This window comes from Sphingobacterium shayense (assembly GCF_013179575.1).
Lineage (GTDB): Bacteria > Bacteroidota > Bacteroidia > Sphingobacteriales > Sphingobacteriaceae > Sphingobacterium > Sphingobacterium shayense.
Window position 1 is genome coordinate 1 of the sequence record NZ_JABMCQ010000236.1, and the last position, 4,595, is coordinate 4,595.

At 41.2% G+C, this 4,595-nt stretch carries 6 protein-coding genes; 2 read left to right on the forward strand and 4 right to left on the reverse strand.

Annotated elements, in window-relative coordinates; all coding sequences use genetic code 11:
* The first annotated feature begins 136 nt into the window (after positions 1–136).
* On the forward strand, positions 137–733 hold the full coding sequence (locus tag HP439_RS17895) for a LytS family sensor histidine kinase (RefSeq protein WP_172391699.1): 597 nt from the start codon (positions 137–139) through the stop codon (positions 731–733).
* A gap of 217 nt (positions 734–950) precedes the next feature.
* Here HP439_RS17895 and HP439_RS17900 read toward each other — a convergent pair whose 3' ends face one another.
* Complete coding sequence (locus tag HP439_RS17900) at positions 951–1,310, reverse strand: nuclear transport factor 2 family protein (protein ID WP_172391700.1); 360 nt, start codon at positions 1,308–1,310, stop codon at positions 951–953.
* A 305-nt stretch (positions 1,311–1,615) separates the two neighbouring features.
* Between HP439_RS17900 and HP439_RS17905 the strand changes: the two genes are divergently transcribed.
* Positions 1,616–2,089, forward strand: a complete 474-nt coding sequence (locus tag HP439_RS17905; RefSeq protein WP_172391701.1) for a DinB family protein — start codon at positions 1,616–1,618, stop codon at positions 2,087–2,089.
* Positions 2,090–2,219: 130 nt separating this feature from the next.
* Here the strand turns inward: HP439_RS17905 and HP439_RS17910 are convergent, their stop codons facing one another.
* The 3 genes from HP439_RS17910 to HP439_RS17920 all read right to left on the reverse strand — a co-directional run.
* The gene (locus HP439_RS17910) at positions 2,220–3,194 is read right to left on the reverse strand and encodes a glycoside hydrolase family 43 protein (protein WP_246229407.1); all 975 of its coding nucleotides are present in this window, start codon (positions 3,192–3,194) and stop codon (positions 2,220–2,222) included.
* A 59-nt stretch (positions 3,195–3,253) separates the two neighbouring features.
* Entirely contained in the window at positions 3,254–4,198 is a 945-nt protein-coding gene (locus HP439_RS17915; protein ID WP_172391702.1) for a helix-turn-helix transcriptional regulator, read from the reverse strand.
* A 65-nt stretch (positions 4,199–4,263) separates the two neighbouring features.
* Positions 4,264–4,595, reverse strand: a 332-nt coding sequence (locus HP439_RS17920) for a PIN domain-containing protein (RefSeq protein WP_172391703.1), incomplete at its 5' end; no start/stop codon positions are given.

Consider the following 4,595-nt stretch of genomic DNA (forward strand, 5'->3'; position numbering starts at 1 on the left):
ACAGGTGGTTGTGGTCAAGGCGACTCATGTGCAGAAACTGAATATGAGTGCTACGGACGCAATGAAACTTGTGGTTTCTGGCGGCGTCAGTGGGATTGAATAATTACCACGCGGCCGATAACAAATAAGTATGCTAATGAAGAACGTATTTGGCAGATTTTTTGGCCCAACACCGGCTGATAACGGTGAGCAGGAACGTCTGTTTCGAGCTGACCTTAGTTTTCATGAGAGTCGGAGCGACGAATATTTAGTCGACTTGATGACTCCTGAAAACAGGGGATTTGATCTTTTTACAGATTATTTTCTTGACGCCGCGAGGGTAAGATCTGGAGCGTTGACTCTTTTCAGTAAAGAGGCATCTCTTCTAGAGAGATATATTGAGTGCTATAAGTTTGCTTTAGGAAAAGAACTAAATGTCCGTTTTAATGTGCAACAGGAAGCGGATTGGGAGTTACCTGCATTTATTTTATTTCCCTTAGTTCAAAATGGGCTTCAGCATGGTTATAACTCCATGGAGGATTACCCATTGAAAATAACTCTTAAAATTTTCCCGAGCAGTTTAATGCTTGAAGTGAGTAACCGCGTGAACCACTACATCAACTCGCAGCAAACCGGGCAGCGAATCGAAAATTACAAAGCTCGGTTAAGCGCATGTTATCCGGACAGACATTTTTTGTTGTTCAATAGTAATAGCCGTACTTTTAAAAGCACTTTGACTATCAAAATAACGTAGTAATAACCCAGAATCGTGTTCTTTCAAATGAAGAAAGCGCCGAAGTAAGCTCGATCATGTGCGTACTTCATGAGTGCCTTGCTGAATATCAAATGCGAAGCATAGGCATTAAGATCTTGCAAGAATTCAAATGAGTTCCCACTAAGGTTTATTAAATGGCTCGCCGTGTTTTAATTGGGCGATACGAAGACGACGTAACCTGAATAAGTAATACTTATTACGTATTATCAACTACATATGAGGTTATTTTTATGATTTTATCACCTTCGAATTGATATATGTCACAAAAGTTGCTTTCGTACTGTTCACCACCTGCTTTCTGGCTGGTGCTTGAGCCCTGTACGGATGCGAGGTTATTGTCAATAACAATCGTCGTAAATCTGAAATCTGTGTGTTCTGGCATATTACTGTCATCCATTGCTCCAATCTCTGACTTCCCGTTAAATCTGCTGTGGCCTGAGGAGGAGGTGTACATATCCCACACGACATCGTCCGCAAGATAATCCATAAAATCACCCATTCTATTTTCTGTGAAAAGGAGGTTTATCTGTTCTACAAGTTCTTTTGTTGTCGCCATGTTTTTATTTTTTATCTACATATAAAACGCTCGGATACAGGTTTTTGTTTTTATTTTTTTAGAATTAAATATCGAGAAATCTCCATTTTTTTCGCATTCAAAGCTCGTCATAGTCAGCGGGAATCTCCGGAGTTGAATATTGTGTATGTCCAGTGAAAGAAGTATATATCCAATTTTTTTTGACCTCCTTTTTCCTGCTGACAGACAGCTGTCAATGAAGCTCCTAACTTTGAGTATATGAAAAGGGGAGTTCTTTGATGAGGCGCTTCTTGAAACTAAAATTTAAACATCTAAAAATAATTAACATGAGTACAGCAGTAGTATTAACAAAAGAAGAATTATTACAACATTGGTTAGGGCATCGTAATTTAACACGCCGGATTATTGAAGCGTTTCCCGAAAGTGAATTATTTAATTATTCAATAGGAGGCATGCGGACATTTGCGGAGCTGACCAAAGAACTACTTTCCATAGCGGAACCAGGATTGCGGGGTATCGTCGAACGGGATGAGGTAGGTTATACACATGACTTGCCGTTAGAAACTAAAGAAGCGTTATTAAAACGCTGGGACGAAGATACGCCAAAAATTGTCCAACTTTTTAATCGTATTCCTGAGGAGGACTTCCATATAGAGCATAATCTTTTTGGTGAATACAAGTTTCCAATTTATTCGAATATACTCTACTTTATTGACAATGAAATTCATCACAGAGGGCAGGGATTTGTTTATTTACGTTCCTTAGGTATCGAGCCACCCCATTTCTGGGAGCGTTTCTAATGAGAGTAATTTAATTACCACCTTTTACCTTGAAAAATGGAAGCAGCCTGTAAAATATAATTTACAGGCCGCTTTGCATGGTTACTTTTTTCTACGTTTCGTTGCTAGTGGAAGTAACTTTATTAGTTATTTAGTCAAGCTTATGCTCGACTCCCGTGAATGTCATTTTCACAGGGTTGATGTGGCCGTTTTCATCAAAGGTCATTTTATCGATACACGTCTCGCGTTCACTTGCGCCAGTCTTACCAAGCGGTCGGCGGTGATAAACGATATAGTAGGCGTCCTCATTAGGCACTTTAATTACGGAGTTGTGACCTGCGCCGACGCCGATTTCAGGATCCTGTTCTAAGATGGTTCCAATTCTTTCGAACGGTCCAAAAGGGCTATCAGCGATCGCGTAGGCGACTTTGTAATCTGGACCCGTCCAGCCACCCTCGGACCACATAAAGTAGTATTTTCCGTCGCGAATAAACATGAATGGTCCCTCTACGTAGTTCTCTGGTGTTACCTCTTTGTAGGTTGTGCCGTCTTCGAAGGGTATAATACTCTTAAAATCGTCGCTCAACTTTACCACGTTACAATGTTTCCATCCACCGTAGAACATGTAGTGTTGTCCGTCTTTATCTTTAAAAACAAATTGGTCAATTGGCTGGGCACCGTTAACGATGTCGTTAATGAGCGGTTTGCCTATTAGATCTTTGTAGGGGCCTTCCGGTTTGTCGGCTACAGCGACACCGATACCGCCAACTTCACCTTCATGGACATCATTAGCACCGAAGAAAAAATAGTATTTACCATCTTTTTCGATTACGCTTGGTGCCCACATCGCTTTATTTGCCCATTTTACCTCTTTGTTATCTAAAATACGAGGGTGCTTAGTCCAATTCACGAGATCCTTGGATGAAAATGCGTCAAAAAAAATCTGCTCTTCATATGGGGCAGAGTAGGTTGGAAATACCCAATATTCATTGTTGTAAACAATTCCTTCCGGATCAGCGTACCATCCGGGGAAAACAGGGTTTTTCTGGGCAAATAAGCTGCCCGAAAGTAGCAGTGCACATGCCGTGCTTATCGTTTTATAATTTATCATCATGAAATTTTTCATATTTGGTCCTCTAAAGATAGAAAAAACCTTTTAGCATTAAAATTTGATAGCCGTCTTTCTCAGATTTTAATGTTTGATACAATTTTTCGAACTGTGTCTTTGAGGGCCTCTGGCTCAAGGATAGACGCGTGATCGGCGAACATCATGTACCATCGGGCAAATTCAAGTTCAATATCTCGCGCTTGGAAATGCATAATGATTTGATCTCCATTTGTTTCTTCTTTTGTGAAACCATGATACTGTCGTTGGTACTGTAAGTATCTGGCTATATGTTTGTCAACAGAAAGGACGACCTTGGTCGGTTTTGGCGCTTCCTTTTGTGCGAGGAAATAACTGAGTGGTTTGTGTTGGCGCTCGTAGGGATCCTCGCTACGCCAAATTTTTATAATTCGGTCGATACGGAATCTGCGATAGTCCTCGCGTAGATGGCAATAGGCAAGAAAATACCAGAAGTTACCCTCATGATAGACACCAACCGGCTCAATTTCGCGGAGCGACGGCTCCTGACGATCCAGTGCTCTATATTCCATCTTGATTTTTTTCTGCAGGGAAATGCTCTCAAATAGCATAGATAGCGCGCCAGGAACGTCTTCGTTGAACATGTATCTTGGGGCACTCATGTGTACATTTTCTTCGAGTAATGTGATCGAATTTTTCTCACTATAACGGAAATAGGATCTAATTTTGGCAATCGCGGTATTGAAGTGACTGAATAGCTCGTGATCAACAAATTTTTGCATCAGCTTTTCTGAAGTGGCCAGACTTCTAATTTCTTGAGCTGTGAAGCTTGTAGGAGGAAGCTTATATCCCTCGCTAAGAGAATAACCAGTTCCCGCTTCTCCATATATAGGGATTCCTGCCTGTTCAAGCGCTTTCATGTCGCGGTAGATCGTACGCATGCTGACATCAAACTGCTCAGCGAGGTCTTGTGCTTTGACCACCGATCGGCCCTGTAACTGGAAATAAATAGCGATGATTCTATGAAAGCGTTTAGCAATATCCATAGCTAAACATACAAAAAAAAGCCTGCCCACTGGGCAAGCTTTCCTGAAAATATTTGAGAGGCGGATTAATCGCGCGAACAATTAGCTGTCCATGTTGCCCCGTCTTTCACATAGCCTATCGTTAAATTTTCTGCATCGATCTGAATGTAACTTGCCGTTGAACCACCAATATTCCAATAGGTATTGTCACCCCGTTTTTCAAATTCTATACCGTTGATATTCGGGATTCCGTTTGAAAATGCGAAATTGTAGGTGTCTCCAATTTTAGTAACCGTTACTGTACCCTCGGCGGAAGGGACATCTTCTTCGTCACCTGTTGAAGTGTAACTAATATTTCCGCGGTATTTGTCTGCAAATAATATGTTGTCCGCAGGATCATCATCTTTGCTGCAGCTTG

Coding starts and splice junctions, on each gene's coding strand:
- HP439_RS17895 (WP_172391699.1), top strand. CDS start 137: ATGAAGAACGTATTTGGCAGATTTTTTGGCCCAACACCGGCTGATAAC.
- HP439_RS17900 (WP_172391700.1), bottom strand. CDS start 1,310: ATGGCGACAACAAAAGAACTTGTAGAACAGATAAACCTCCTTTTCACA.
- HP439_RS17905 (WP_172391701.1), top strand. CDS start 1,616: ATGAGTACAGCAGTAGTATTAACAAAAGAAGAATTATTACAACATTGG.
- HP439_RS17910 (WP_246229407.1), bottom strand. CDS start 3,194: ATGAAAAATTTCATGATGATAAATTATAAAACGATAAGCACGGCATGT.
- HP439_RS17915 (WP_172391702.1), bottom strand. CDS start 4,198: ATGGATATTGCTAAACGCTTTCATAGAATCATCGCTATTTATTTCCAG.